Here is a 22754-nt window from a genome sequence, read left to right as displayed (position 1 = left end):
CATGATCTTTTCGCAAAACCGGTTCCCACTTTCGGGATCATGCTCTGAGAAACGACTATGGATGTGATCGTGCTGGGCGGCGGATTGATGGGGACGGCTTCAGCCTATTTCCTTGCCAGGCGCGGCGCGCGCGTGACGTTGATCGAGCGCAATCGGATCGGCACGGGCGCAACCGTCGCCTCGTTCGGCAATATCCGGCGCACCGGGCGCCATCTGTCCCAGCTTCCGCTAGCCCACCGCTCGCTCAGGCTGTGGGGCGAAGCCGAGAAAATGCTGGGCCGCGACGTGGAGTTCCGCGCCACCGGTCATGTCCGACTGATCTTCGATGAAGGCGGTCTCGCCGACATGCGCGCCTATGCTCAAGCGGCGCGGCCCTGGGGGTTTGAACTGGAAGAACTTGGTCCGCGCGAAATTCGTGCCCGTTTTCGCGGACTCGGTCCCGACGCGATCGCGGCCTCGTTCTCGCCCCGCGACGGCAGCGGCAACCCGCGGCTGATTGCGCCAGCCTTTGCCGAGGCTGCGCGCAAGTTGGGCGCGGAAATCGTCGAGGGAGCTGAAGTCCAGACGATCAAGCATACGGATTCCGGCTTCCTTGCCGCCACTGGAAAGGGCACGTTCGCCGCCGAGTGCCTGCTCAACACCGCCGGCGCCTGGGGCGCGCGCATCGCCGCGCAGTTCGGCGAAGAGGTGCCGCTCGACGCCCGTGGCCCGCAGATGGGCGTGACCGAGCCGCTGCCGCATCGCATCCTGCCGGTAGTCGGCATCTGGACGCGTGACAAGGACCATGGCGCCTATCTGCGCCAGGTCGAGCGGGGCAACATCGTCTTCGGCGGCGCGGCCGAAAGGGTGCCGGTGGACCTGGATCCGGGCTATGCGACGGCCGACCCCAGGCGCCTGCCGGCACAGTTGCGCGCCGTCGTGCGGCTGCTGCCGGCAATCGCTCAAGTCGCGGTTATCCGTACTTGGTCCGGCTGCGAAGGCTATATGCGAGACATGCTGCCCGTGATGGGACGCTCGGCAACGACGCCAGGGCTGTTTCACGCCTTCGGCTTCAGCGGACACGGCTTCCAGCTCGGCCCCGGCGTTGGTGACGCCATGGCCGAACTGATCGTGACCGACCGTTGCGAGACACCGATCGACGATTTCAGGATCAATCGCTTCAGCCGCGCAGCCTAATGAAGCGAACCGATCACGGTTGGCCTCCCCGAAGCCATGACCGTTTTTGGGAAACACCAGAGCTTACCGCAACGGGCGATATCGCTGAACGGTTTCGGGTGCCGTCAGGCGTACGAAAGCATGCAGGAACCCGCGGGCCGCAAGCGGTGGGCTATGGGGATTTGTGTTTCGGGGTAAGCCAGCGCCTGCCGCGGACGTCCACATGGGGCGCTTGTGGCTGGTCGAGCATGCGGCTTTTGGTGGGCTCAGGTAGAACAAGCTGCCGTTGCCCGATACGTCATCAGTCCCGGACTGCCGATGATGCCACTTGCGGGCCAACGATCGCCTGTTGCTAACCTTGTGACCGATTGAACGGGCAATGAGCGGCCGTCTAATGCCGCGAAGGTATGGACAAGCGGGACAACAGTGCCGCCAGTTCGGCCTGGCGGCCCGTCCCCGTTTTCGCAAAGACAGCCCGCAGCTGCGTTCGGGCAGTCTCGCGGCTGATGCCCAATTTTGCGCTCGCCGTGCGAATGCCTTCCCCAGATGCCAATTGCGAGGCCAGACGCGCTTCCGCTCTTGTCAGCTTGAAAGTCACGCTCAGCAATTGCTCATTCAGAACCGGTTCGGTCACAAGATTTGTGAAATACAGTAAGATGTCGCCGCCATTGAACAGATCACGACCTAATGCAGTCATGGGCATCACCTCCGCTATCATCCGGGGGTACCCCTGACGCGTAATGACAACAGGTTCGGACCGAACCGACAGACCCGAAACGGCGGCTCTGATGAAGCCTTGAAGACGGGCGTCACTCGGCTGATCAGTCGCGCGGATGCGGCCGTGTCGGACAACAAGGTCGGAGCCGAACAGGGCTGCTGCGCGTTCGTTAAACCGCCTCACGCATCCACGACAGTCCAGCAGCACCGCGCCAAAATTGAGCCGATCAAGAGTTACTAGGCTTGGACCGACAGATAGCTCGCCGAGCTTCTCTGCTGTGCTTATGATCCGGCTCAGGTCCGGCGCCACTCTCAGGAAATGATCAGCTTCGCTCGGGTAGAACGGTCCTCTCTGAGCATCGCGGTACAGCGACACCCCCCATCTGCGGTTCTTGACCACCAAGCCGACCAAGGCCCACCATTCTCGGTGTCCGGGACGGGCGATCTCTTCATAATAAGACAGCCCCCTTCGTTCCTGCGGAGTTGTGATTTCGTCCTCTACAGTGAAACTGATCGGGGGTTTCGCGAGCAGCTGCGGCCTCTCAAGATGGGGACTGGGAGCGTCTCCGATCCGCTCATGCCAAAGAGCCGAAAATTCAGCATGTTCCGTGGAGTCCGGCACGCTGCCGGCTTTACCACGCTGATCGGCCGCAAAAGGGTGCGCTTTTTCGCAGGTGCGGAGAGCGCAGCTCGTCGCGCCCAGCGCATCCGCAAGTTTTTGCAGCCCTCCCGGCCACCGCTCAAATTCGAAAGCGGCGTCGTAGCAGGCCTCTAGGGCAAGTGCGGTTGCATCGGGAGCCATTCGAAACCCACCTTCATTTGGATGAGTTACCACTCACCCGCGACGATATCACAGATGGCTGAAATTCAGCACAGCAAGTCACTCATCGCCGATCGCGGGACGTGGTGAAAGGCGACGACAAGGCTCACTCGGCTATCTGGTCGGTAACCCTGACCGGGCGTAGAGGCGGACATCCTCGGCGCTGCGCGTGCCGGTGCCACGGCGTCGTACCAGACTTTCGCGGCCCGCTCAGGCATCTACCACCTCCCGGCAGGCAGGAATCTCGACGCGTTGGTGCTGGATTCCGGCCCATATTCACTAGGAGCAGCGTAGTCGCGATATTCACCCATACGGGTGATGGCAGACAAAGTCGCCGGCGGCATCTTCCCGATCGACCGTCGGATGGACGCAGTGAGATGATGTCTTTCGTTCCACGCTACGCTGCGCAAAAAGGACAGGCACGAGGCCGATTGTTCGCTGTCGCGGTAGGCGTGACAATGTCGATGTCAGCCACGGCTGAGCCGGTTTCCTCGGTGGATCTCGAATTGGTTCTTAGCGTCGATGTATCATCTTCAATGAGCGAGGCGGAACAACGGCTGCAGCGGCAAGGATATGTCGAAGCGCTCCAGGATGCAAAAGTTTGGCAGTCCATCAAATCCGGCCGGCGCGGCAGAATCGGAATAACCTATGTCGAGTGGGCAGGCCCAGACCACCAGAGCGTTCGGATACCATGGGCTATTCTGGAGCAGCCCGACGATGCGGCCGCCTTCGCAGAGGCGCTGCGAGCCCAACCGATCATCAGGGGGCGCGGCACCTCAATCTCAGGGGCGCTCCTGTTGGCGGGCAAGCTGCTGGCGGGTGGGCCTGCAGGCGATCGCCAAGTCATCGACGTCTCTGGCGATGGACCCAACAATGCCGGCCTTCCGCTTCAACCGGTGCACGACACACTCATAGCCGATGGCGTGACCATCAATGGGCTGGTGATCTCGCTGCACGCAGACGACACACTTGACAGCTTTGGTCCGCGTTATGTCGAGTTGTACTATGAGAGCTGCGTCATCGGCGGTTCCGGGACTTTCGTTGTCACCGTAGCGAACACAGCCGACTTCGCAAACGCGATCCGAAACAAGCTCGTAAATGAGATTGCTGGTCTGTCTGCCAGCGTGCACCCTGCGGCTTATCAGGTCCACTCAGGACCGGTTGTCGATTGCGACACGGTCGGAGAGGCGCCTGGACGATAAAGAGCCCCTAACGTTAATTCCGCAGCGGCCGATTTGTCACGAAAGCCAGGGGCGTTACGAAACGAGAGCCGGAACGCCCCACCGGTGCGCACATCGTGGAGTTCTCGGGAACGCAACACGTTCGAAATTCCTCTACAACGACGCTGCGCCCCTCGTTCTGCTACGCGTTCGCATCGGGGCGCTTCAGCTCCTGGCACTCGACCCAATTTCCCTCCGGCGATCGCCACTGCCCATATCAGCGACAGTTCAGCTCCAACATTTGAAAACTCTTCCGATATTTAGGCATCATGAACACCTGTTCCGAATTGTGGCTGGTAAAACTGACCATTGCGACCAATGACCTGCTTTATGGGTGTGATTGGGACAGTCACTGTGGGTCTGGTTGGGTGGCGAGGGCACGCAACTGGCCGCCCCCGCCACCCGGAAGAACGGGATTCACGCGGCCAAGTCAACCCACGTTGTCGAGGTGGAGTTCGCCGGTGAGCACGCGCTCGTTCGGATCGATCGGGCCCAGATTCTTCACAACCCGGAAGCGGCCGCGCTGCGCCTGCGCAATGTACATGTTCATGCGAACATGGTGCTGGCCGGGGACCATTTCGGCCGGACCGCCCGGTCCCTCGCCTATCCGGGTATGATCGAGCGCCCGGATGACCGCGTCGCGCTCGACCGTGCCGGCCTCTTTCACCGCCGCTTCCCACATTCTGATCGCCCGATAATGGCCGGTGCAGCCGCTGCCCGCGGTCAACATCGCGCTGCCGGGGAACCGGTCGCTGTATCGCCCCAAGAGCGCGCGGCCAAACGGATCGTCGAGCTCCTGGTAATAATCGAGGCAGCTGTACAGGCCCTCGATCTGCTCGAACGGGACAAGATTGAAGAAATTCTCGTCGAAATAGGTGCAGACAATCCGGCCGCCGCGCTTCCCGAAACCGGCCTTATGCAGTTCTTCGAGGAAAGGCGTGAGGCCCGGCGGAACGATCGTGTTGAACACCACGTCGGCGCCGCTGGCCATGATCTGCTGCACCGTCCGTCGGAAATCGACGGTATCGAGCGGGAAATACTCCTCGCCGACGATCTCGCCGCCATTGGCGCGCACCACCCGGCTCGCCGCCTTATTTAGAATGTGGGGCCAGATGTAGTCGGCCGACGGCAGATAGAAGCTTTTCGCCCCTGTGGTTTTCATCAGCCACGGTATCAGCGGCTCGACCTGCTGCGAGGGTATGGGACCCGTGCAGAAGATCAGGCGGTCGTTCTCCTGCCCCTCATACTGCTCGGTGTAGATGTAGAGCGTCTTGCCGCGTGTCACCGCCTCGCTCTTGATGGCGAGACGGGTCGAGCTGTAGATGCCGCCAACGACCAGGTCGACCTTGTCGACATCCACGAGTTTCGCGGCCCTTGCCTTGGCGGCGCTGTCGGTGGTCTCGCCATCCTCGATGATGAGCTTCACCGGCCGACCGAGGAGGCCGCCGCCGGCGTTGATATCGTCGACAAGCATGGTCGTGAGGTTGGCGTTGGCAATACCCATGAAGGACAAGGGGCCGGTGAGTTCGGCGATGAGGCCGATCTTGATGGGATTCTGGTTCATCTGATCTCTCCGATATTGTAGGGTTTCATCTCCGGGTCTTCGTCGGGCGCGCCGCCGCCGATGGCGGCGGAGCGCAGCGCGGATTCAAGCCTCGTAGTGGCCGAGCAGCAGTGCGGCCTGCGGCTTACCGACATGACCTGCTTCCTGCAGGATCGCCGGTACTTCGGGATCCGACACAAAATTCTTCCAGCCCTCGGCGTCCCAGTCGAAGATCGCCCAGACGCGGTCGGGCTCGCTCGGGTCGCGGAACACCGTTGCGCCATTCGAGCCGTGCAGCCGGCGCTTGTCGGCGCCCTTGGTTGAAAAAATACGGATGAAGTGGTCGACGTCCGCCACCTTGGTCGTTGCGAGAAGCATGGGATTTCCTCCTGTCGGTCGCGGCCACCATTGGTCCATCGACAGGATCACGATGCGTGCCCTGGAGCGGGTGCACATGGGGTGGATTCCCTATGCCCGCGTTTCTCCTGGCCGGACGAGGCCGTGCTCGACGGCATAGAGCGCGGCGGCGGCGCGGGTGGTCACGCCGACCTTTGAATAGACGCTCTCGATATGGTGGTCCGCGGTCTTGGGGGAGATATCGAGCTTGCGCGCCGCCTCCTTCGCCGTAAATCCGGCGGCGATCAGGCGCAGCACCTCGATCTCGCGCGGCGTCATGCCGGCCAACGCCCGCGGCAGTGCCCGGCGCGACGGCTGCCCGGCGAAGGACAATACGGCCTCGGCGGCCTCGGGGCAGATACAGCCCTCTCGAACAGCGGCGCGGAGCTGCGCCGCCGCCGCCTCGCTGGACAGCGCCTTGCGATGAGGGCGCTCCTCCCTCGACGTCTGGAAGGCCTCGGCAGCAGCCAGGATCCTCGCTGCCGGCGACAGGTCGGAACCGCCGACCTTGCGGTGATAGCCCGAGCCATCGAGGCGTTCGTGATGACGCAGCACCATCCCGGCCATGGCATCGCCGTCGCGGCCGAAGGAGGTCAGCGCCCGCTCGCCATAATAAGCGTGCAGTTGCGCCGCGTCGCGCTCGCGGACCGACAGCGGACCGTTGCGCATCCAGGTCGCCACCGGCACCACCAGTTCGCCAATGTCATGGATAAAGCCCGACCAGCGCAGCGCGCGGAGGTCAGGGGCCGGCAGCCCTGCTCTTGCTCCCGCGCCCTCGGCCAGGTCCGCCACCATCCGCGAATGGCCCTGCGTGAATGGCATGCGCATGTCGATCATGTCGGCAATGGCGAGGAAAGCTTCCTCGCAAGCCGCCTCGTCCAGCATAACCGGGGGATCGGGCTCTAGCGCCAAAATCGTCTCACGGTCGACCGTCGCGCCGATGCCTTCCATCAACACCGCTGCGTTAGCGGAGACGAGACGGGCCAGACCTGCTTCGTAGGGGCCGTCGCCGCGGTTTGCGACGATTTCGGCCATCGCCTCAATGCCGACGGCATCGCTGAGCGCAATGACGTCCTGCGCCAATGTGATAAGTCGCACAGCCGGCAGAACATCCTCGCCGCTCAGTCCGCGCGGCAGGCCCTTGCCGTCCCAGCGTTCATAAATCTGTCCAAGATTACGCCGTATCTCGTCGGACAGGCCGAGCCGCTCGCCGAGCCGCTGCGCGACCTCGCAATGCGCAGTGAGCACCGGGCGGGCCACGGCGAGCGCCTGCGACATTGCGGCCTCGATCGCCTTGGCCTGCGCATCGGGGTCGAGATCATAGTAGAGCCGCCTGAAAGCCTGTACGAAGACCCTACCCAATTCCGCGCGGTTGCCCATGTCGAGACCGACGAGATCCTGGCGAAGCGCGATTTCATCCCCGAACGTGGCCGACAGAAGGTCGGTGTCGGCATTGCAACCGACATAGCGCAGCATCGACTGGTGGTAGGCGTTGCGCCGAACCTGCTCCGATAGGCCGGCAAGCTCGGCGATCCGCATCGCAAGCACGCATGATTTCAGCGCGAAGTCCCGTGAATGGCCGGTGGCGAGGTCCGAAGCATAGGCAAGGACCATCATGAAGTCCGCACGGCGCATCGAAACCTTTGTCATCGCCCATCTCCCGTGAGCAACGTTAGCCCCGCTTGTCGTTAATACCTAGGATAAAATCCCAAGTCCGACACGCCAGTTTAGGGCGCGGAGCTCGCTTCGCGCGACGGCTTTCACGCAACCCCGAACGTCGGGAGTCGACACGCAGCGATGTCTGGTCCTAAGGACCAGAGTGACCGGCGGAATGGCCGGGATGCGGCGGATCGCACCCGCGATGAGGGGATGGACCGTACCATCGACCCACTCCGGCAGGCGGTCCCGAACGCCCTTCGACCAGCGCTTCTCCTCGCTCCGATTTTTCGGCAGCGCCTCATCATTCTCGCCCACCAAGTCGGGTGCAATGGCGCGAATATCGAACGTCAGGTCCACGTCCTCTGAAAAGCGCCGGATAACGCCGTAGGCCTTAGACAGTGACGTGCCGCCCTTGAAGACCAGATGATGGCCAAGATCGGACCCGAACAACGTCGATAGGGCCCAGACGACCCACACATCTTTTTCCGGTAGATGCGCCGGACGGCCGGATCGATCGGCGACAACGGCCAGCCTCGCTTCGATCATTCGCCGACAAGGTGAGGAACGCTTCAGCCATGCGCTACTTTACCGACCGTCCTTGCAAGCCGGGTGGGCAGCTGGGGCCACCGCCACAACCATCCTGTCTGGCATCGAGATGATCCATATGATGCGCAACGACAGGCGAGGTATGCCTACAATCCTGCACCATCGCTTGCCGAGCAGTTTGAAATCCTGGCTGCGTGAAAACAGGACAGGCAGCCTTTCCACGATTCAGCCTGACGCCAGGAATTTGACGCACGAATTGAAGCGCAAACCGGCCACGCTCTGCTATGGTTCCGGACTGGAGGCTCCTAAATTGTTTCCTATCCCGCCGCCTAACCGTCTGATCGACCCCCGGCTGTTTCGGCCAACAAACGGCGGAACGTCATCGCACTCGATCTGGAGCGATCTCGCCGAAGGCGTTTTTGCCCTTGGCTTCTTTGCCTTCGCCTTTGCAGTGGCGATCTGGGCGGCCTCTATTGTTTTGGCCACTTCGCCCCTGCTGGCTCTCGTCGCGGCGTCTGCGGGCTTCGTCGCCGCGCTCCAATTGAAGCGCGCCCCTATTTGGCTCATTGGGCTGTCGGAAACGATGCTCTTCACCTTCCTGTCCTTTGAAATGCGCGTGCGTGGCCCGGACGATTATGTTTCCGATCCAATCTGGCCCCTCGTCGCTCTGGTCGCGGTGCTGTTTCTCTGGTCAACAATCATGACGGTTCGTCGCAGACGCGAATAAGCATGGGAGAAGTCTGGGCCTGTCCGTCGTTGTCGGCCGCCATCCCGCGCCTTCCCTTTCCGACGCCGAGGGCGGAGACGTCGACAGATTGTGCGCTTTCATCGCCACTTCCGAGGCATTTTTCATTTTTTTGGCGGGAATTTTTTGAGCGCGTTCGTTCTTCCTTTCGATGCTGGGCGAAAGGTCTGGCGAGAGACCGGAACATTCGCCATGACCCCGCTTCGCAAAAGGCTTTTCGCGCTTATCGCAGCGTCCGCTCTGCTGTTTGCCCTTTACGCCACTCCATCCGATGCCGCGATAGGCAAAGGGCCGGACGTCGCTGAACCCAGTGGTGTTACCGGCCACTGCGGCGACGTACCCACCCATTATGTCAATATCCGGCGCCCTGAATACGATTGACTTGACACCCGTGTCGCGCGGCGCTTCGTCCCCTTTACGGGTGCCTTGACGATTGCACGGAACAAGCAGGCGCGATGAGTGTGGGGCATTTCTCCTGCGCGACCGTTGGCAAGATATTGCCAAGCAGGCAGATCCTCGCCGGCGGACGCGGTTTTTGCACTCGGTGGAAATCTTCGGCGACGGCAGCGAAATCGCCGAGAAAGTAGCGGATCTTGCCGCACTCGCCCTGCCGCGCGAGGCGGCAGATCTAGCCCAGGCGCCGGCGGATGCACCTGTTTGCTTCTAAGCCCGCGCCCGTCTTGGCGGCCGCTGATCCGCGTTGGCGCAAATATTTCGATTTTTTTCATCGGAGGCCGGGAAATGCGGCGCCCGTCCGTCTCTCCTTTCGACGGCGATGATTGCCCTCGCAGCAGCAACGGAGAGTTTCATGACCAACGCCAAACGCCTGGCCTGCGTGGTCGCCGCTTTTGTGACCCTCGCTGGCGCCCCCGCCGCCCGTGCCGGCGACTTCGACGTGGACAACAGCTCGACCACTGTCAGCAATTCGCCTCGGCCAGCGTCGGGAGGGCCCGTCCGCCATCCCACCGCCGTCGCCGCCGTTCGGGGCTGAGACCTTCCTTTCCTGATCTGGAGAAAACCAATGACACTTGCCCGCATTTTCACCGTCGCCGCTTTGCTCTTCCCCAGTCTCGCGGCTTCTGCTCCCGCCTCGGCCTGCGGCTGTAGCTCCGGGGCCGAAGTCGGCAGCGACAATTGCAACGGCGGCGCAACGGCCGGCGACCGCGCCGCCATGGCCGCCCAACGCGCCATGAACCAGCATTGAGGGAGGCGCCATGTTTCACTCCCTGCTTGTTATTGCGACGCTTGGAGCTTGCGCCGTCCCCGCGGCGGCGCACGAACGAGACCTCAGCGACCATTGCCGGCAGCCGCAACGCTGCTGGATCGAGCCATGGTATTGCAACCCGTCGCACGAGCCGCCGCCCTACGATCGTCCCATGCCGCGACCGCGTCCCTACGGCGGCGAGGAATGATCCTTTCGCTTGTCACCAAGTCAGGCGGCGCCGGCGCCGCCTTTTTTCGCCCTGGAGCCGCTGTGACCTCACTGTCGAAATTGCGCGCCGCTCCCACAGCTTCCGCCGCAGGTCGACCCAGTAGTCTTCCTGAGGATAACGCGCTAACCTTGGTCACGGCTTCTTCAATCGGGAAGGCCATGCAGCGCGAGGACAACCAACCGGGAAAGATTCTCGCGGCGCTGGCGCAAGACAGTCCGGCGACATGGGAAGCTTTCGTCCGTTGGGCGAGCGGGCCGCTTTGGGCGGCCTGTCTGCGCGCGGCTCCCCGCAAGGCGTCGGCCGAGGTTCTGTTCACTGAAATCGCAGAAAGATTTCACGACGAGCGCTTGGCGCTGCCGGACCGCTTCGCCGCGTCGGGACTCTCCTCGGCGTCGGCCTTTATTGCAAATGAGATCGACGAAAATATCGGCGGCGGCATCGCCGCCGCGTTTCTCGCTAGGGCGACGACGGCGGCGGACTCGTTCGTGCGCTATTTTCATACCGACATCAAAACCTGGGTTCAGCGCGATTCGGCGCCCAGCGAGCGCGGCACCCTGGAAGACCGGGTGCAGGACGTTTACGCCCTGCTGCTGCAGGATGGCGGCCGCCGTCTCGCCGCCTATCCCGGCGGCGGTAGTTTCCGCCTTTTCCTGCGCCGTCTGACGCTCAACGCGCTCACCGATTCCCTTCGTCGCGATCACGGCCGCAACAGACCGAAAGCCGCCATCGCGCGGTTGAACCCGCTGGAGCAAAAGGCTTATCGCCTCCTTTACGAGGAGCGCCTTTCCAGCGAAGCGGCGATTGCGCGGCTCGCCGAACCGCAGGCGCGCGACGCGGTCAAGACGGCGCGCGCGCTGGGCGATCTCGGCCCGATGCGGACCGGCGCGCGTCCGCGCGTCGTCGGTCTCGACGACGGCGAAGCGCCTTTCGATCCGCCCTCTCCCGACCGCGATCCGGAAGCAGAGCTGATCCATCTGGAAGACGTTGCGCTCAGGACCGAGCGCGAATATGCGCTACTTGCGGCATTGCGCAACGAGCCGCCAGACGTCCGCGAGATTTTGCAATTGCGATTCCTTGACGGCCTCAAACCGTCGGAAATCGCAGACAGGTTGGGACGCGACCGGAAAGACGTGTATCGCGTTCTCGAACGCGCCCTGGCGCGGCTGAAATTTTTATTGGCGAGGCCGTCATGACCGATCCACGCTTGCAGGCCCTGAAGGGCGCGCTGGCGCGGCTGCGCGACGAACAGCAGCCGCCGGAACATCTCGTCCAGGCAGCGATCGGTTTGCACGACCGCGCGCCCGCCGCCGATATTTTTCACCTGCGCGCCGCTGCGAGCGAATCCCTCCGCGAAGGCCTCGCGTGCACGAGTCAATCAGGCCTTTTGACCCTCGAAATTTTTGTCGCGCGCGGTTCCGGCGAACCTCCGACGCGCGGCCAGGTTCTGCTCAGCATTCACAGCGATCACCGCGCCGCTTTCGAGGCTCGCACCGCGCTGATTTTTGTAAGAACCGATGACGGCGAACGTGTGCTGGCGGATTCTGTCATCCGCAACGGCGAAATGCTTGCTGACATTGATCTGGCCGGGCTCGATCTGGCGCGCCGCGACGCCATCAATGTCGTATTCGGCCCGGTCGCGCGAAAGTGAGCGACGTCTGGATCCTCGTCACCGCCGGTCTCGAACGCGGCGAGGCGGCGTCGCTGCATGTGACCCTCAGCGAAGGCGTGCACGGCGAAAGCGTGAGGCGTGTCGATTTTCCCGGCGGCGGGGCGGAATTGGTCCGTTCAGCGGCGCACGCCTGCGGCGAGGCGGCAAGAATTCTTTATCGGGAACGCTATCTCGACAGGCAGATTCTGGTCCGCTTTGCCACGTTGGACGCGGGATCGATCCACGGGCGCAGCGCCGAACTAGCGTTTGCGCTGGCGCTGGTAGGCGCGGCTGTAAAAATTCCCCTGCCCGCCATCGCCGCCACCGGACTGGTCGAAGCTGGCGGCGCCATTCGCGGCGTCGAAGGGGTCGAGGCGAAAGCTGCGGCGGCACTGAAAGTTCTGCCGCGCGGAGGGCGCTTCATCTATCCCTGCTCAAACGATGCCGCGCTGTCGCCGGAATTGCGCCGTCAGGCCGCCGAAGCTGACGTCGCGCTCACGCCTTCGCACCGGCTCGAAGATCTGTTAGCGGATCTCGGCCTCCCCATTGCTAAGACATGGCTCGACGACCCCTATCGTGGCCTCGAACCGTTCGAGTTCGGCCATGCCTCGATCTTTTTCGGCCGCGAGGCGGAAATAGAGGAATTAGTCGCGCTGCTGGCGCGTCGCACTGCCGTGCTGGTGCGCGGACCGAGCGGCGCCGGCAAATCTTCCCTCGTCCTCGCCGGCCTTTTGCCGGCCCTGCTGCGTCGCTCGACGCAGGGCCAAAGCCTGCGCTGGGGACTGCTGCGGCCGCGCGACATTCGCCCGGATCCCGCGCCCGAGCGGGAGCTGGACCTTTTGCGCGCCACTCTCGCCGCCTCCTGGCGGCACGAGTCGGAAGGCGGTCTCGACGCACGTGTGGACGAAATTCCACCCGCTCTCGACGCGGCGGCTTTCACGATGCGGCTGCGCGCCGCCGGCGCGAGCGAGGCCTTGTGGGTCGTCGATCAGTTCGAAGACGTGTTCGATAACGGACTGTATCCCGAAACGATCGAGGCGCTGACCGATTTCCTCGCCCAGGCCAACAGCCACGGGGTCAAGATCGTGGCGACGATCACTAATGCCGCTTTGGCGCGACTGAATGGATTTCCACGGCTCGCCGACCTGTTCGGCGTCGAAGGCGTATTCGCGCTCGAACCGCGCCACGACGCCAAATTTCTTCAAGCGATCACTGGCGGTCCGGCAGCGGCAGCCAATCTTAGCTTCGAGCAGGGCCTCGATGCCGAGCTGATCGCGGCCGCGAGCCACGGCGGCCCGGACGTTCTTCCGCTTCTCGAACTCCTGCTGACCGAACTGTTCGAGCGGCGCGACCAGGCGACGCGCGAACTGCGCTGGAGCGACTATCGCGCCGTTGGCGGACTCGATGGCGTGGTCAGCGCCCGCGCTGAGTTGGTCTACTCGGCTCTGGCGCCGGAGCAGCAGGCCTCCATAGGTAAGATCATCTGGAAGCTGGCGACCGACGGCGCCGTCGAGACCCGCGATTACAACGCGCACGAATCGATTCATGCCGCCTTTGCGGCCTTCCAGAGGCGCCGTCTGCTGGTCCGCGACGCCGCGGCGCAAGGGGCCCGGCTTCGCGCCGCGCACGAATCGTTGCTGCGCCATTGGGAGCGCGCGCGAACGCAGCTGCAAAGCGCGGAAGCAGATATATCAATCTGGCGCGAATTGCAGCGAGAGGCCCGCCAGTGGAGCGCCGGCAAGCGCACGTTAATGCCTTCGGGGCCACAACTTCTTGCGGCCGGCGACTTGCTCACCCGGCGATCCACGGACTTCACGGCGTCCGACCGCGAGCTGGGGGGCTATGTCGCCGCATCACTGCGCCAGCGTGATCGCCGGAGACTGCTGACCGGACTGGCGCTTGGCCTGCCAGCGGCGGCGGCGGGCGTCTTTGGCGTCTTCAAAGTGCATGACGCTTACGAAGCTTCGCGGCTGACCGACGTAAATTTCGACGATGCCCCGGCTCCCGCCGGAGAATATCGCATCGCCGCGGCGCCGTTTCTTGAACGAAACGGTCTCCGGTTGACCAATCGGTCGCCGGCGGAATCGGAACTCGCAATTTTGAAATTCGACCCTGTTCAGGGAAAGGGTGTCGGGTTTCTCTCCCGGGCGCGTCCGATCGCCTCGGCTGGCGGGCCGCTCTCGCCGCTGCGCGGCATGTTGACGCAAATCGTGTCAAGCCAGGTCGATGATCTGAGTTTCAGCATCGCGTTCCTATGGCCTTTGACGTCGTTCCGCGCCCTGCCGCTCTCCCGCGCCGCCCTAATCGATCTCGGTCTGGTTCAGGCCGCCGAATGGGAGCTAATTCCGCTCGACGAGAACGGCCATGAATTGGACGTCACCGCCTACCGTGCGTCGCGCCGGTCGGTCGGCGACGGAAACTCCTGGCTGGTTGTCGACGCGCCAGCCGGCGCGAGGCTCCATGGCGTCAAGATTTCGACCTATCGCCATTCGCCCCGCAACAGCGATCCGGGCGCGAGCCCTGCCGCGGAGGACTTCGACGGCGTCCACGCGGTCCTCATCCAAAAGCTGCAAATGTTGCGGTGACACTTGCTCGGCGTTTCGTCCCATTGCCCAGCAAGATGCCGTGGGCGCGAGGAGACGCACGAAGCGCTGTTTCGGCGTCTGGACTGGCGCATGGCGGATTTCATCGGCAGCGGCTATAAAACTGGACTGAGAAGGTACGAAAAAATGATCGTCGGTGTCGACCTTGGGACAACCAACAGCCTGATCGGCGTCTGGCGAGACGGGCGGCCCATCCTTGTTCCCAACGCGCTCGGAGAGGTTCTGACGCCGTCGGCTGTCAGCGTGGCCGAAGACGGCGCCATTCTGGTCGGCATGGCCGCGCGCGAGCGGTTGTCCACCCATCCGACGCGCGCGGCGACCGCATTCAAGCGCGTCATGGGAACCAATCGCGAGTTCACGCTGGGCGCCCGCACTTTCCGTCCCGAGGAGCTCTCGGCTTTGGTCCTGCGCTCGCTCAAGTCGGATGCGGAGGCGTTTTTGGGCGAACCGATCCGCGAGGCCGTCATCACCATACCCGCCTATTTCAACGACGCCCAACGTAAGGCGACCAGGGCGGCGGGCGAGCTCGCCGGCCTGGAGGTCAAGCGACTGCTGACGGAGCCGACGGCGGCGGCATTGGCCTACGGCCTGGATCAACCGGCGGCCGATGAAATGGTCCTGGTGACGGACCTCGGCGGAGGGACGTTCGACGTTTCGCTCCTCCATATGTTCGAAGGCATTACCGAAGTGCGGGCGACAGCAGGCGACACCTGGCTCGGCGGCGAGGATTTCGTCGATGTCATTGTTCAGGCGTTCATGCGCGCGGTCGGTGGGAATGCGGGCATACCGACGACGCCGGGCTCAATCGCGCAGGCGTCGCTTCGCCGCCAGGCTGAACTCGCCAAGCGCCAGCTGGGAGAGGCGGATCGCACAGCGCTTCGCGTCGTGCACAATGAGCGAACGATCGAGCACGAAATCACCCGCGTCGAGTTCGAGGCTTTGTCCGAGCCGCTGCTGGCGCGCCTCAGGTTCCCCATGGAGAGAGCGCTCCGCGACGCCCGCGTCGACCCCGACAGGGTGACTCGCGTGATCCTCGCCGGCGGCGCCTCGCGCATGCCGATGTTTCGCCGGCTCATCGGCCGCATTTTCCGTCGCCTGCCGTTGCAGACTATCAACCCGGAAGAGGTCGTGGCGCAGGGAGCGGCGATCCGCGCTGGCATGCTGATGCGCGACGCCGACTTGATCGAGCGGGTGATGACCGATGTCGCTCCCTTCACCCTCGGCATCAGAACTGGCAGGATGCTCGCCGATGGCAATCAGGTCGGCAATTTGTTTGCGCCGATCATCGAGCGCAGCACTGTCATTCCGGCGAGCCGAGTGAAGCGTTTCATCACAGGACGCGATAACCAGACCGAAATCGATGTGGAGATCTATCAGGGCGAGTCCCAGTTCGTCGATGATAATATCCGGCTCGGCGGGCTTGCCATAACGGTTCCCCGGGCGCCTCAAGGCGAACAGGAGATCGAGGTGCGCTTTACATACGACTCCAGCGGGCTGCTGGAAGTCGAAACGGCGTCCATCAGCACTGGCGTCAAGCGTACGCTCGTCATCGAAGGAAATCCTGGCGTTTTGAGCCAGGCCGAAGTCGCGGCGCGGCTCGCCGCGCTAGACGGTCTCAAGATCCATCCGCGCGACCAGGCTGAGAACCAGGGTTTGCTCGCACGCGGCAAACGCCTCTTTGAGGAACGGCTTGGAGCGGAGCGCGGCTTGATCGGCGACGCGCTGGTGTTTTTTGTCGCGTCGCTCGACGGACAGGACGCCGAACGCGTGCGCCTGGCCCGTAAGGCCCTGGAGGCCGTGTTCGCCCGCCTCGACGGGGATTTCTTCGTCTAGAGGCTTACGTGATGAGTTACTGGCCCTGGGACGAACTCGAAATCACGCCGACCACTGATGCGCGCGCCATCCGGCGCGCCTATGCGCAGCGCCTCAAGGCGATCGACGTCGAGGGGGATCCCGCTGACTTCATGCGCCTTCGCGAGGCCTATGAGGATGCGCTGCATTATGACGGCGATGACTGGCGGGACTTGCCGCCGCACGGCGCTGGAAGGACCTTCGCCGATGATGGCGCCGCTGCGCCGGAACCAGAGACCCCTGTTGTCGATCATGGCCTTTTGAATATTGTTCCCGCCACGCAGGACGAGGTTTACTGGGACCATCGCTCGTTCCGCGCGTTCGAAGGGACCTTCGCCCGAGCCCTGGAAGCGGAGGGCGTCGGCGCGGCGCTGGCGATCTACAGGACGGCGTTCGCCCAGGGCGTCATCGCGCTCGGTGAAGAGATGCGCTTCCGTGACGCCCTTATCGACGCTGCGCTGGCCGATACGACGCTATCGCCGAATGAACTGGAGGAAGTCGAACGCCTAGCCGGCGGCGAACCGATCGCACACGGCGCGGAATCCGCGGACAGGCTGCGTTTTATGCGCCGCCGAGCAGAGACGGGAGATCCGCGGGCGCAGCACGCCCTCGCCAACGCATTGGCCCAAAGCGAACAGGACCAGATCGGAAGCTATGGTGAGGCGGCTGACTGGTATGCGAAGGCCGCTGCGCAGGGGCACGCCATGGCGCAGCAGGATCTGGCAAATCTATACTATGGCGGCTGCGGAGTGACCCAAGATTTTGCCGAGGCGGCGGCCTGGTATCGCAAGGCCGCTGTTCAAGGAAATGTCAAATCGCAGTTCATGCTGGGTGCCATGTATTTTCATGGCCTCGGCTTGGGTAAAGATTATGTCGAGGCGGCGGCCTGGTATGCAAGGGCCGCGGCGCAAGGGCACGCCAAGGCGCAGTCCGATCTGGGGAGTCTATATTATGACGGCCTTGGCGTTGTTCACGACGAAGACGAGGCGATGGCTTGGTATAGCAAAGCCGCCGACCAAGGGGAGCCCTCCGCCCAGTATTGCCTTGGCCAAATGTTCAGGCACGGCCGCGGCGCGCCGAAGAGCGACATCGAGGCCGCGGCCTGGTATGCCAAGGCCGCAACGCAAGGCTATGCCTCGGCCCAATGCAATTTGGCGGCCATGTACCTTGAAGGACGCGGCGTTGTTCGCGACGAAGCCGAGGCGTTGGCTTGGTACCGCAAGGCAGCCGACCAGGGGGAGGCAGCCGCCCAAAACGGGCTTGGCATGATGTTCCGAATAGGACGCGGCGTGATCCGGGATTTCGCCCAGGCAGCGGCCTGGTATCGAAAGGCCGCCCTCCAGGGACATGCCGAAGCCCAGTATCGTTTGGCAATCATGTATGACAACGGGCTGGGTGTGCCGCTGGACAAAGACGAAGCCAACTGGTGGCGCCGCAAGGCTGCGGCTCAGCGGCATGTCCACGCCCAATACGAACTGGGACGAGCGTCTTACAACGGCGACGGCACGCCACAGGACGACGCCAAGGCCATTGACTGGTGTCGCAAAGCCGCCGAGCAGGGACATGCTGCGGCTCAGAGTTTTCTCGGGTTTATGTACGAATATGGCCGCGGCGCGCCGCTCGATTATAAGGAGGCGTTGACCTGGTATCGCCGCAGCGCGGAACAGGGTCACGCCACGGCGCAGAGCAACCTTGCGGAAATGTATCAATATGGCCGCGGCGTGCCGCGCGACGACGCCGAGGCGGCGGACTGGTATCGCAAAGCCGCCGACCAGGGTTACGCCAATGCGCAGCGTCAGCTCGGGCTGATGTATCTCCATGGCGAAGGCGTGGTCCGGGACCGCGCAGCGGCCCATGACTGGTTAAATCGGGCGGTCAAGGGAGGAGCCGACGCCGCGGACGAACTCGCGCGAGCGGCCGCTGCGTTGGAGGCAGAGCGAATCGCCGTCGCGGACGCAAAAGCCGCCGTTAAAACAAAAGAACGTGAGGAGCTTGGCGACCCTCGCGCCTTCCCTGCATTCGAAGCCGCCTTCGCCGCAGCCTTTGCGGCCGGAGAATCGCGCGCTGCGCAATCCGCCTTCCAGACCGCTCTCGCCAAAGGCATTCTGCCCATCGGGGCCGAGACGGATTTTCTGGAGAAAGTCCTTGCCTGCGCCCTGGCCGACAGCGCGCTCTCGCCGGAGGAATTGGAGGCCGTGGGTCGAATCGCTGGCGAAACGCCCATGGCAGGCGGCGGCGAGGCGGCGGCGCGGCTGTTCAGCGATTTGCGCGCCCGGGCGGAGGCTTTGCGCTGGTACGGCCGGATCGAAACGGATGCGCGGCGCGGCGACGGGCGGCTCAAACATTTCCAGCCCTCAGCGGCGCGTATCGCCCGGGCCATCCGCGACGGCCGCCTCAACGGCCTACCTGGACGCGACCTTCCCGCTTTGCACAAACAGATCGCCGAGGGGCGCGGTCACCTGCGCTGGCTCGAAGGCCGGCTCCGCCTCGGCGAACTCGAAGTCCAAATCAAGCGATTCGAGCGGCAGCGATGGGGAATAGTCGTCGCCATCCTGTTTCTCGTCATGCCGGCCACAGCCAAGATCTGCGACCTGGCTCACATGGACAAGGACGTCGGCGGGTTGCTGTTGCTGACCCAGTTCGCCCTCACCCTCATCGTCATCGGCGGCCGCATCCTGCTGACGATCGGTATCGCGCTGTTGGCTTTCCTAGCGTTCATCGTAACAGCGATTTATTTCGTCCTGTGACGGGGAAACAGCCTTCTGCAAGCGGGCGTTGGCGGCGCGTAGCTGGACGCCGGCTCCCAGAACGGACGGCGTGACGACCGTCATTGTCGATAACTCGAGCAATCCAATAGGGTCGGAGAATCCGACGTGAGCCGCCCGACGTATCGATTACGTCTGTTTTAGGCGCTCCATACAGGATCGTCAGACCATCGACCGGCGCTTTATCTGGCGACTGCGCTGCGGCCGGCGTGGATTGCGGGCCAAAAAAATGCGGCTTGCTCAGTTGAATTCGGCAGGAAAATACTCTGGTCGTCCGTCAAGGGATTTGGTTGCGGCGATGGAACGACCGACGCGCTCCATGCAAGGCGACCGACAGACGAGGAAATCCCTCCTCGTACAAACCAGGAGACGAAAATGCGCAGACGCCTTGTAGGAGCTTTGTTCGGAGGTGTGGCTTTCCTCGTTAGCGCTCTCGCCCAGGCCTCCACAACTGGCGCGCCTGGAACGCCAAATTCGGCCCCGGACCCTTGCCGCAATTGCGAAACGCCAGCGCCAGTCCAATTGCCCGATAATCGCGAACATGTTGAACCGCGACCCGCTCCAAACCCGACGGGCGACCCTGACGTTCAGCGTGGAATTGATAATTATCGAGAACCCGGTTAGCGAGAACGCCCACCTTGATCAGGACATCTTGCGCTGGCGTGCCGCAGTCATGACCGGATGATTAAGCATAATTCTGAGCGTCCGTTGCCTTATTCGTGAAAAACCGGGCGCTGCGTTGGCGCCCGGCACCTTCTTACGCATCGCCGCGCCGTCCATTGCCTCGCATTTGTTAGCGGCGTTTTATCAACTAGCGATGGCGTCGGCATCGACCTGGCATCGACACTCGGCGTCGCTCCGGTTGTCGTCTTCTTTTCTCCAAAGCGAGACAGAACATTAGGCGATAGCCGAGTTCGAATTGGATTACCCGCATGGCAAGGCTCAGGAACTCGAGCCACAGAAAATTTGGGAAAAAGCGATCCCCGTCCGTCAATCAAGGCAGGGACAGAGAATGGTTCGCTCTTCAACAAGAGGCAATGCCATGCGCTATTCAATTCTTATATCCGCCATAATGGGCTTTGTCGCCGGACTCGCGTCCGATAGCCTCGGCTCGGCCAATTCACTTCGCCGCCGCGTGCCTATCTGTAAGGTCAACAAAAGCTTCGGCATTTCCACATTCATATTAACCAGAGGCGGAACAAAAATGAAAAAATCTCAGAGAGCCCCCGAAAGATACTTCGCGGCGATTCTGTCAATCGCGTTCATCGTATTTCCTAGCTTTGAGGCGCTTGCCCAATCCTCGCCGCCAGTCTCTGCCCTGCCGACGGTAAGGCGTCCCCAAGTATGCGCCGAGCAGTATTCGCCCGTGTGCGGCCGACTCGCTGGGAACAATAAGACCTACTCGAACAAGTGTTTTGCGGATGTAGCCGGAGCCCAGTTTCTGTATGATGGCCCTTGCAGCGGTGGCCAGGAGAGCCCTTCCCCAAACTGAAATGCAGGGTGGATCAATTTGGGCCCACTGGAACGTGCATGCGTTTTGAAAATAAGCGCGTGCAGGGACGAAAACGGCTTTGGAGGAAAGCGATGGCAGCGCCAGTGGACGACAATGACGCGCGCGCAGGCGATTTGCTCAATTCAGCAATCAGCAACGGCGACTATGAGCAGACCCTCGTACTGCTCAATCAAGGCGTGAGTGTTGCCCAAAAGGATTTCATCGGGCAGTTGCCGATGTTCGTTGCCGCGCGCGACGGACGGGAGAACATCGTCGCGCTGCTGATCGAGCGTGGCGTCGACGTGAATTCGCCTGCTCGCGACGGACGCGGCCCGCTTTATTACGCGGCAAGCAAAGGGCATTCTGGCGTCGTCCGTCTGTTGCTGCGCAACGGCGCGGTCGTGGACGCAATCGACCGCCATGGGCAGACGCCGCTGCTTACAGCCTCATGCATTCTATCTTCCGAAAGTTTGAACGTTTCTGATCTGCGCCTGTGGCGCATGCAGCAGGAGTGTTCGACCGATGGCTTAGCGGCGGTTGTCGAGGCGCTAATTTTAGCGGGCGCAAACGTTCATTTCAGCCGAAATGGCGCTCATACATCAAACCATTTCATCCGTCAGACGAAGATCGACCGGCTTATCACTTTGGTCGATAGACAACCGCCCCTCGTGCGCAAGCGTTCGTTCTGGGTGGCATTGTTCGGACGCAACTAGACACAGGATTAATCAGTTGACGGGCTGTCGTCCTCGCGCTCGTTACCTTCCCTTCCCGTGTTCGACCTCGACGGTTTGCGAGCGCGCGCACGAGGGCGGGAAAGGATAGGTGGGACCTGTCTATCGCACCAGGGGCAGTCCACATTCTCCGAGCGTGGGGCGCCGCCAAGTCGCAGAGCACTCTCGAAGCCCAGCTTGAGCATTGTCCGATTTCCAACAACTGAGCTGCTGATGTCGCCATCGACGAAAAGTCCACTCGACCAATTCGAGGAACTAGCTGAAGCTTCGTATGAGGCGATGTATGATGCGCGACCTCCGATCGCCAAGGAGTATTTTGAAGCCGCACGGCGATACTTTCAGTTAGCGATAGACAAGGCTGGCGAGGAGAACGATCTTGCGCGGGTGGATCGCCTGAAGCGCCGACTCGCCGAGGTCGTTTCGCTTTACGATCATCAATTCAGATATGTAGGCTACTGATGGCGCGGCGGACCAAAGCACTAACGCGCGCCTTTCTACAAAGCGTCCGCGACCTTTGACTCGGTAGCAAAATTCGACAGCGTTGGGCAACGGGAGGCGAGCCAGGCGCCGCGCAGCAGGTCATGAGCCTACCTGTTGATGGTTTCCTGGAAATTCTCAATCCTGGAAAGAATGTCGTCGGACGACGGCGGGGTGTCATCGAACATCATGGGCGCCATTGCCCGATAATCCGCTCTGAGATCGTTGGTCCGCGCCCCGCTTGGCATCAGCCGCAAAGTGCCTGGGCGCGCCGTATCGTAATTGGCCCAGCCCGAGCGAAAGAACGTCGCCTTGTGCTTTGCCACGGTGGCTAGCAGCTCGAGATCAGCGGCGGCGGCCTTACCCTCGAGGGAGTCAAGCATCATGGCGAGGTCGTAGTAATGGCGCGAGAAATATTGCGGGGTGGCCGACTCTTCCGGACGATGGGCTTCTGCGTGCAAGGCAGTGGCTTTTTCCCAAAAGGTGCGCCGTGCAGACAGGACCCGTGACGGTCGTATCCGGATCTTCGAAGAAATCGGGAAAATCCTCGGCCGCGCAGGGGCGAATGACCTTCTGCTCAGCGGGCCAAGGATCGCCGCGGGCGCCGAGCTCAAGCCTAACCCGTGGTGTGATGTACGCCATGCCTTGATACTCGGCCGTCGGAAGCGCGACCGGGTAGTGGAAGTTCAGTGACTGCGCGTCGGCTTCATCGATCACTAGCGACCACCCATCGTGCTTCGGTTCGCCGAGCTCTGGAACGATCGCGGCGCGAAGGGCGGGAAGCAGCCTGTCTGGGATATGCTTCTCGACATCTCCCACCAGGTCGTCGATGAGTTGACCTGATTTCTTCCGGCTGATGCCCTTCTTTTCTGGATCGCGACCACCTGTGTAGCCGAGGTCGGCCCGGTCGAAGGACAAATCGATGTCCTCGGAGAAACGGCGGATGATGCCAA

General features: G+C 62.5%; 18 protein-coding genes and 2 pseudogenes. 13 read left to right on the top strand and 7 right to left on the bottom strand.

Annotated elements, in window-relative coordinates; all coding sequences use genetic code 11:
- Nucleotides 1-57 precede the first annotated feature (57 nt).
- Nucleotides 58-1176, top strand: a complete 1119-nt coding sequence (locus tag FJ930_RS12825) for an FAD-binding oxidoreductase (protein WP_141838043.1) — start codon at nt 58-60, stop codon at nt 1174-1176.
- Between the two features lie 370 nt (nt 1177-1546).
- Here the strand turns inward: FJ930_RS12825 and FJ930_RS12820 are convergent, their stop codons facing one another.
- On the bottom strand, nt 1547-2674 hold the full coding sequence (locus FJ930_RS12820) for a helix-turn-helix transcriptional regulator (protein WP_141838041.1): 1128 nt from the start codon (nt 2672-2674) through the stop codon (nt 1547-1549).
- 476 nt (nt 2675-3150) lie between these two features.
- Here FJ930_RS12820 and FJ930_RS12815 point away from each other — a divergent pair, with 476 nt between their 5' ends.
- Nucleotides 3151-3894: a DUF1194 domain-containing protein gene (locus FJ930_RS12815; protein WP_181763365.1), complete on the top strand. Its 744-nt coding sequence runs from the start codon at nt 3151-3153 to the stop codon at nt 3892-3894.
- Between the two features lie 448 nt (nt 3895-4342).
- Here the strand turns inward: FJ930_RS12815 and FJ930_RS12810 are convergent, their stop codons facing one another.
- The 4 genes and pseudogenes from FJ930_RS12810 to FJ930_RS12795 all read right to left on the bottom strand — a co-directional run.
- Nucleotides 4343-5476, bottom strand: coding sequence for a substrate-binding protein (locus tag FJ930_RS12810; protein WP_141838037.1), 1134 nt, complete (start codon nt 5474-5476; stop codon nt 4343-4345).
- A gap of 84 nt (nt 5477-5560) precedes the next feature.
- Nucleotides 5561-5833 (bottom strand): hypothetical protein, encoded by a 273-nt coding sequence (locus FJ930_RS12805; RefSeq protein ID WP_027024197.1) that lies wholly within the window; start codon nt 5831-5833, stop codon nt 5561-5563.
- A gap of 90 nt (nt 5834-5923) precedes the next feature.
- Nucleotides 5924-7501 (bottom strand): HD domain-containing phosphohydrolase, encoded by a 1578-nt coding sequence (locus tag FJ930_RS12800; protein ID WP_141838035.1) that lies wholly within the window; start codon nt 7499-7501, stop codon nt 5924-5926.
- Between the two features lie 183 nt (nt 7502-7684).
- Nucleotides 7685-8087: pseudogene (locus tag FJ930_RS12795) on the bottom strand (nucleotidyl transferase AbiEii/AbiGii toxin family protein); the annotation flags it as partial.
- Nucleotides 8088-8099: 12 nt separating this feature from the next.
- On the opposite strand from FJ930_RS12795, the pseudogene FJ930_RS12790 reads away from it, so the two are divergent.
- The 11 genes and pseudogenes from FJ930_RS12790 to FJ930_RS12735 form a co-directional block, all read left to right on the top strand.
- A pseudogene (locus FJ930_RS12790) lies at nt 8100-8254 on the top strand (IS6 family transposase); the annotation flags it as partial.
- Complete coding sequence (locus FJ930_RS12785; protein ID WP_181763364.1) at nt 8199-8783, top strand: hypothetical protein; 585 nt, start codon at nt 8199-8201, stop codon at nt 8781-8783. The pseudogene FJ930_RS12790 and the gene FJ930_RS12785, both read left to right, overlap by 56 nt.
- Before the next feature lie 826 nt (nt 8784-9609).
- Entirely contained in the window at nt 9610-9792 is a 183-nt protein-coding gene (locus FJ930_RS12780) for a hypothetical protein (protein WP_141838031.1), read from the top strand.
- A 30-nt stretch (nt 9793-9822) separates the two neighbouring features.
- The gene (locus FJ930_RS12775; RefSeq protein WP_141838029.1) at nt 9823-10005 is read left to right on the top strand and encodes a hypothetical protein; all 183 of its coding nucleotides are present in this window, start codon (nt 9823-9825) and stop codon (nt 10003-10005) included.
- Between the two features lie 387 nt (nt 10006-10392).
- Complete coding sequence (locus tag FJ930_RS12770) at nt 10393-11427, top strand: sigma-70 family RNA polymerase sigma factor (protein ID WP_181763363.1); 1035 nt, start codon at nt 10393-10395, stop codon at nt 11425-11427.
- Entirely contained in the window at nt 11424-11882 is a 459-nt protein-coding gene (locus tag FJ930_RS12765; protein ID WP_141838025.1) for a hypothetical protein, read from the top strand. The genes FJ930_RS12770 and FJ930_RS12765 overlap by 4 nt, the downstream gene beginning before the upstream one ends.
- On the top strand, nt 11879-14467 hold the full coding sequence (locus FJ930_RS12760; protein WP_141838023.1) for an ATP-binding protein: 2589 nt from the start codon (nt 11879-11881) through the stop codon (nt 14465-14467). Before FJ930_RS12765 ends, FJ930_RS12760 begins: the two co-directional genes overlap by 4 nt.
- Before the next feature lie 90 nt (nt 14468-14557).
- Complete coding sequence (locus FJ930_RS12755) at nt 14558-16318, top strand: molecular chaperone HscC (protein ID WP_210245356.1); 1761 nt, start codon at nt 14558-14560, stop codon at nt 16316-16318.
- An 11-nt stretch (nt 16319-16329) separates the two neighbouring features.
- Nucleotides 16330-19083, top strand: coding sequence for an SEL1-like repeat protein (locus FJ930_RS12750; RefSeq protein WP_141838021.1), 2754 nt, complete (start codon nt 16330-16332; stop codon nt 19081-19083).
- Nucleotides 19084-20631: 1548 nt separating this feature from the next.
- A complete protein-coding gene (locus FJ930_RS12740; RefSeq protein ID WP_141838017.1) occupies nt 20632-21306 on the top strand; it encodes an ankyrin repeat domain-containing protein in 675 nt (224 codons plus the stop codon).
- Nucleotides 21307-21501: 195 nt separating this feature from the next.
- Nucleotides 21502-21783: a hypothetical protein gene (locus tag FJ930_RS12735; RefSeq protein WP_141838015.1), complete on the top strand. Its 282-nt coding sequence runs from the start codon at nt 21502-21504 to the stop codon at nt 21781-21783.
- Nucleotides 21784-21911: 128 nt separating this feature from the next.
- On the opposite strand, the gene FJ930_RS30730 is transcribed toward FJ930_RS12735, so the two are convergent.
- Entirely contained in the window at nt 21912-22262 is a 351-nt protein-coding gene (locus tag FJ930_RS30730) for a nucleotidyl transferase AbiEii/AbiGii toxin family protein (protein ID WP_281408907.1), read from the bottom strand.
- Nucleotides 22177-22754: nucleotidyl transferase AbiEii/AbiGii toxin family protein (locus FJ930_RS30725; RefSeq protein ID WP_281408906.1), on the bottom strand; the 578-nt coding region annotated here is incomplete at its 5' end. The genes FJ930_RS30725 and FJ930_RS30730, both read right to left, overlap by 86 nt.

It is taken from the genome of Mesorhizobium sp. B2-4-15, from assembly GCF_006658505.1.
Classification (GTDB): domain Bacteria; phylum Pseudomonadota; class Alphaproteobacteria; order Rhizobiales; family Rhizobiaceae; genus Mesorhizobium.
The sequence above is the reverse complement of the archived record's forward strand: the minus strand, read 5'-3'. Positions and strand labels throughout refer to the sequence as shown.

Excerpts from the sequence above, each read along its gene's own strand:
- FJ930_RS12740 (WP_141838017.1), top strand. The coding sequence starts at position 20,632 with ATGCGTTTTGAAAATAAGCGCGTGCAGGGACGAAAACGGCTTTGGAGG.
- FJ930_RS12750 (WP_141838021.1), top strand. The coding sequence starts at position 16,330 with ATGAGTTACTGGCCCTGGGACGAACTCGAAATCACGCCGACCACTGAT.
- FJ930_RS12810 (WP_141838037.1), bottom strand. The coding sequence starts at position 5,476 with ATGAACCAGAATCCCATCAAGATCGGCCTCATCGCCGAACTCACCGGC.
- FJ930_RS12820 (WP_141838041.1), bottom strand. The coding sequence starts at position 2,674 with ATGGCTCCCGATGCAACCGCACTTGCCCTAGAGGCCTGCTACGACGCC.
- FJ930_RS12765 (WP_141838025.1), top strand. The coding sequence starts at position 11,424 with ATGACCGATCCACGCTTGCAGGCCCTGAAGGGCGCGCTGGCGCGGCTG.
- FJ930_RS12780 (WP_141838031.1), top strand. The coding sequence starts at position 9,610 with ATGACCAACGCCAAACGCCTGGCCTGCGTGGTCGCCGCTTTTGTGACC.
- FJ930_RS12770 (WP_181763363.1), top strand. The coding sequence starts at position 10,393 with ATGCAGCGCGAGGACAACCAACCGGGAAAGATTCTCGCGGCGCTGGCG.
- FJ930_RS12755 (WP_210245356.1), top strand. The coding sequence starts at position 14,558 with ATGGCGGATTTCATCGGCAGCGGCTATAAAACTGGACTGAGAAGGTAC.
- FJ930_RS12775 (WP_141838029.1), top strand. The coding sequence starts at position 9,823 with ATGACACTTGCCCGCATTTTCACCGTCGCCGCTTTGCTCTTCCCCAGT.
- FJ930_RS12785 (WP_181763364.1), top strand. The coding sequence starts at position 8,199 with ATGCCTACAATCCTGCACCATCGCTTGCCGAGCAGTTTGAAATCCTGG.
- FJ930_RS12800 (WP_141838035.1), bottom strand. The coding sequence starts at position 7,501 with ATGACAAAGGTTTCGATGCGCCGTGCGGACTTCATGATGGTCCTTGCC.
- FJ930_RS12805 (WP_027024197.1), bottom strand. The coding sequence starts at position 5,833 with ATGCTTCTCGCAACGACCAAGGTGGCGGACGTCGACCACTTCATCCGT.
- FJ930_RS12815 (WP_181763365.1), top strand. The coding sequence starts at position 3,151 with ATGTCGATGTCAGCCACGGCTGAGCCGGTTTCCTCGGTGGATCTCGAA.
- FJ930_RS12825 (WP_141838043.1), top strand. The coding sequence starts at position 58 with ATGGATGTGATCGTGCTGGGCGGCGGATTGATGGGGACGGCTTCAGCC.